General features: G+C 56.7%; 3 rRNA genes. All 3 read left to right on the forward strand.

Features of this window, described 5'->3' with window-relative positions:
- Nucleotides 1-202 precede the first annotated feature (202 nt).
- The 3 genes from AB0M45_RS33670 to rrf all read left to right on the forward strand — a co-directional run bounded on the left by AB0M45_RS33670 (nucleotide 203) and on the right by rrf (nucleotide 5,443).
- A 16S ribosomal RNA gene (locus AB0M45_RS33670) occupies nucleotides 203-1,721 on the forward strand.
- A gap of 330 nt (nucleotides 1,722-2,051) precedes the next feature.
- Nucleotides 2,052-5,181: ribosomal RNA gene (locus tag AB0M45_RS33675) — 23S ribosomal RNA — on the forward strand.
- Between the two features lie 145 nt (nucleotides 5,182-5,326).
- Nucleotides 5,327-5,443 (forward strand): 5S ribosomal RNA (gene rrf, locus AB0M45_RS33680).
- The 16S, 23S and 5S rRNA genes sit together here, the layout of an rRNA operon.
- Nucleotides 5,444-5,455: the final 12 nt, after the last annotated feature.

The raw sequence follows: 5,455 nt of genomic DNA on the forward strand, positions 1-5,455 counted from the left end.
TGTGTGCGTGTGTTCTTTGAGAACTCAATAGTGTGTCGATGAATGTCAGTGCCAAATATTTTTTGGTTCCGGCTCTTCACTCCCCGTGTGGGGGGTCGGGCATTTTTGTCAGCTAATTTTCCGGCTGGCGATTGTTTTGCTGGGTTTTCGGACTCTGGTTATTACTTTTGATTGCGCTCCTTGTGGGTGTGATTGTGAGTCTTCAACGGAGAGTTTGATCCTGGCTCAGGACGAACGCTGGCGGCGTGCTTAACACATGCAAGTCGAGCGGTAAGGCCCTTCGGGGTACACGAGCGGCGAACGGGTGAGTAACACGTGGGTGATCTGCCTCGCACTTCGGGATAAGCCTGGGAAACTGGGTCTAATACCGGATATGACTCCTGGTTGCATGGCTGGGGGTGGAAAGATTTATCGGTGCGAGATGGGCCCGCGGCCTATCAGCTTGTTGGTGGGGTAATGGCCTACCAAGGCGACGACGGGTAGCCGGCCTGAGAGGGCGACCGGCCACACTGGGACTGAGACACGGCCCAGACTCCTACGGGAGGCAGCAGTGGGGAATATTGCACAATGGGCGAAAGCCTGATGCAGCGACGCCGCGTGAGGGATGACGGCCTTCGGGTTGTAAACCTCTTTCGACAGGGACGAAGCGCAAGTGACGGTACCTGTAGAAGAAGCACCGGCCAACTACGTGCCAGCAGCCGCGGTAATACGTAGGGTGCGAGCGTTGTCCGGAATTACTGGGCGTAAAGAGCTTGTAGGCGGTTTGTCGCGTCGTCTGTGAAAACTCACAGCTCAACTGTGAGCTTGCAGGCGATACGGGCAGACTTGAGTACTGCAGGGGAGACTGGAATTCCTGGTGTAGCGGTGAAATGCGCAGATATCAGGAGGAACACCGGTGGCGAAGGCGGGTCTCTGGGCAGTAACTGACGCTGAGAAGCGAAAGCGTGGGTAGCGAACAGGATTAGATACCCTGGTAGTCCACGCCGTAAACGGTGGGCGCTAGGTGTGGGTTTCCTTCCACGGGATCCGTGCCGTAGCTAACGCATTAAGCGCCCCGCCTGGGGAGTACGGCCGCAAGGCTAAAACTCAAAGGAATTGACGGGGGCCCGCACAAGCGGCGGAGCATGTGGATTAATTCGATGCAACGCGAAGAACCTTACCTGGGTTTGACATACACCGGAAACCTGCAGAGATGTAGGCCCCCTTGTGGTCGGTGTACAGGTGGTGCATGGCTGTCGTCAGCTCGTGTCGTGAGATGTTGGGTTAAGTCCCGCAACGAGCGCAACCCTTGTCCTGTGTTGCCAGCGCGTAATGGCGGGGACTCGCAGGAGACTGCCGGGGTCAACTCGGAGGAAGGTGGGGACGACGTCAAGTCATCATGCCCCTTATGTCCAGGGCTTCACACATGCTACAATGGCCGGTACAGAGGGCTGCGATACCGTGAGGTGGAGCGAATCCCTTAAAGCCGGTCTCAGTTCGGATCGGGGTCTGCAACTCGACCCCGTGAAGTTGGAGTCGCTAGTAATCGCAGATCAGCAACGCTGCGGTGAATACGTTCCCGGGCCTTGTACACACCGCCCGTCACGTCATGAAAGTCGGTAACACCCGAAGCCGGTGGCCTAACCCCTTGTGGGAGGGAGCCGTCGAAGGTGGGATCGGCGATTGGGACGAAGTCGTAACAAGGTAGCCGTACCGGAAGGTGCGGCTGGATCACCTCCTTTCTAAGGAGCATTCTCCACCGGCACCCACATAGGTGGGATGGTAAACGTTTGGTGGCAGAGACCGTTTCGGAAGCAGTCGTCTTCCGGCGGGAGCTCATGGGTGGAACGCTGGCATGTGCCTCGGAGGGATCGGAAGCTTCGGTGTTTCCGGTTCGGGGATGTAGTCGACACACTGTTGGGTCCTGAGAGAACAGGCGTTCTTTCTAGGCAATATGACGACGAGGCTGAATCTTCAGTCATACCGCGGGATTTCGGTTCCGGCTGGTGCTGAGCCAGGGTTTGGTCTTGTGTGTTGTTTGAGAACTGCACAGTGGACGCGAGCATCTTTGTTAGTAAGTGTTTAAGAGCGTACGGTGGATGCCTTGGCACCAGGAGCCGATGAAGGACGTAGGAGGCTGCGATAAGCCTCGGGGAGCTGTCAACCGAGCTGAGATCCGAGGATTTCCGAATGGGGAAACCCAGCACGAGTGATGTCGTGTTACCCGCGCCTGAATATATAGGGTGTGTGGAGGGAACGTGGGGAAGTGAAACATCTCAGTACCCACAGGAAGAGAAAACAATTGTGATTCCGTGAGTAGTGGCGAGCGAAAGCGGATGAGGCTAAACCAGATGGATGTGATAGACGGCAGTCGTTGTCTGTCTGGGGTAGTGGGGCTCACTTTCCTATCACTGCCGTGGTAGGCGACAGTCAGAAAAGTTCGTGTTAGTTGAAGTGGTCTGGAACGGCCCACCATAGACGGTGAGAGTCCGGTAGGCGAAAACATGTTCTCTGTTGTAGTGGGTTCCCGAGTAGCAGCGGGCCCGTGAAATCTGCTGTGAATCTGCCGGGACCACCCGGTAAGCCTGAATACTCCCTGGTGACCGATAGCGGACTAGTACCGTGAGGGAAAGGTGAAAAGTACCCCGGGAGGGGAGTGAAATAGTACCTGAAACCGTGCGCTTACAATCCGTCAGAGCCTTCCCTTCGGGGTGGGGTGATGGCGTGCCTTTTGAAGAATGAGCCTGCGAGTCATCGGTGTGTGGCGAGGTTAACCCGTGTGGGGTAGCCGTAGCGAAAGCGAGTCCGAATAGGGCGTTTTGAGTCGCATGTCATGGACCCGAAGCGGAGTGATCTACCCATGGCCAGGGTGAAGCAGCAGTAAGATGTTGTGGAGGCCCGAACCCACTTAGGTTGAAAACTGAGGGGATGAGCTGTGGGTAGGGGTGAAAGGCCAATCAAACTCCGTGATAGCTGGTTCTCCCCGAAATGCATTTAGGTGCAGCGTCACGTGTTTCACGCCGGAGGTAGAGCTACTGGATGGCCTAGGGGGCCTACAAGCTTACCGAAGTCAGCCAAACTCCGAATGCCGGTGTGTGAGAGCGTGGCAGTGAGACTGCGGGGGATAAGCTTCGTAGTCGAGAGGGAAACAGCCCAGATCGCCGGCTAAGGCCCCTAAGCGTGTACTAAGTGGAAAAGGATGTGGGGTCGCTGAGACAACCAGGAGGTTGGCTTAGAAGCAGCCACCCTTGAAAGAGTGCGTAATAGCTCACTGGTCAAGTGATCCTGCGCCGACAATGTAGCGGGGCTCAAGTACACCGCCGAAGCCGCGGCACTCCAACATGTACATTCCTGTTCTCTTTTGGGAGGATGGGCAGTGGTTGGGGTGGGTAGGGGAGCGTCCTGCAGCCATGGAAGCAGCAGTGTGAACTAGTTGTGGAGGCTGTGGGAGTGAGAATGCAGGCATGAGTAGCGAAAGACGAGTGAGAAACTCGTCCGCCGAATGACCAAGGGTTCCTGGGCCAGGTTAATCCGCCCAGGGTGAGTCGGGACCTAAGGCGAGGCCGACAGGCGTAGTCGATGGACAACGGGTTGATATTCCCGTACCCGTGTATCCGCGCCCAATGGCGAATCATCTGTGCTAACCGCCCAAAACTGGACGGATCTCCTTCGGGAGACCGGAAGGGGCTGCGCGGGATCCTGGGTGTAGTAGTCAAGCGATGGGGTGACGCAGGAAGGTAGCTGGGCCAGGTGGTGGATTACCTGGTGTAAGCCGGTAGGGCGGGGTCCAGGTAAATCCGGATCCCATACAGCCTGAGAGGTGATGCGTAGCCGATTGAGGCGAATTCAGTGATCCTATGCTGCCGAGAAAAGCCTCTAGTGAGTTGGTACACGGCCCGTACCCCAAACCGACACAGGTGGTCAGGTAGAGAATACCGAGGCGATCGAGAGAACTGTGGTTAAGGAACTCGGCAAAATGCCCCCGTAACTTCGGGAGAAGGGGGACCAGGCCTGGTGACCCAATTTACTTGGTGAGCTGGGTGTGGTCGCAGAGACCAGAGAGAAGCGACTGTTTACTAAAAACACAGGTCCGTGCGAAGTCGTAAGACGATGTATACGGACTGACGCCTGCCCGGTGCCGGAAGGTTAAGAGGACCGGTTAGCGCCTTCGGGTGCGAAGCTGAGAATTTAAGCCCCGGTAAACGGCGGTGGTAACTATAACCATCCTAAGGTAGCGAAATTCCTTGTCGGGTAAGTTCCGACCTGCACGAATGGCGTAACGACTTCTCTGCTGTCTCAACCACAGACTCGGCGAAATTGCATTACGAGTAAAGATGCTCGTTACGCGCGGCAGGACGAAAAGACCCCGGGACCTTCACTATAGCTTGGTATTGGTGTTCGGTACGGTTTGTGTAGGATAGGTGGGAGACTGTGAAGCGGGCACGCCAGTGTTCGTGGAGTCGTCGTTGAAATACCACTCTGGTCGTATTGGACTTCTAACCTCGGGCCATGATCTGGTTCAGGGACAGTGCCTGGTGGGTAGTTTAACTGGGGCGGTTGCCTCCCAAAATGTAACGGAGGCGCCCAAAGGTTCCCTCAGCCTGGTTGGCAATCAGGTGTCGAGTGCAAGTGCACAAGGGAGCTTGACTGTGAGACTGACGGGTCGAGCAGGGACGAAAGTCGGGACTAGTGATCCGGCACCGGCATGTGGAAGCGGTGTCGCTCAACGGATAAAAGGTACCCCGGGGATAACAGGCTGATCTTCCCCAAGAGTCCATATCGACGGGATGGTTTGGCACCTCGATGTCGGCTCGTCGCATCCTGGGGCTGGAGTAGGTCCCAAGGGTTGGGCTGTTCGCCCATTAAAGCGGCACGCGAGCTGGGTTTAGAACGTCGTGAGACAGTTCGGTCTCTATCCGCCGCGCGCGTCAGAAACTTGAGGAAGGCTGTCCCTAGTACGAGAGGACCGGGACGGACGAACCTCTGGTGTGCCAGTTGTCCCGCCAGGGGCATGGCTGGTTGGCTACGTTCGGAAGGGATAACCGCTGAAAGCATCTAAGCGGGAAGCCTGTTCCAAGATGAGGTTTCTCACCACCTTCGAGTGGTTAAGGCCCCCTACAGACCATGGGGTTGATAGGCCGGAACTGGAAGCACGGTAACGTGTGGAGGTGACCGGTACTAATCGGCCGAGGACTTACCAACAAAGGTTGCTACGCGTCCACTGTGCGGTATCTGAAACAACACACAGATCACCGCCGGGCACGACTCCCCCGGAGACTCTCTCCCGCAACGAGAGAGGTTCTAGCCGGGGTGTCGGGTTCGGGGTGTGTGGATAGTTTCATAGAGTTACGGCGGCCATAGCGGCAGGGAAACGCCCGGTCCCATTCCGAACCCGGAAGCTAAGCCTGCCAGCGCCGATGGTACTGCACTCGACAGGGTGTGGGAGAGTAGGACACCGCCGGAACATCCTTCACGA

The organism is Nocardia sp. NPDC051787, from assembly GCF_040681325.1.
GTDB lineage: Bacteria > Actinomycetota > Actinomycetes > Mycobacteriales > Mycobacteriaceae > Nocardia.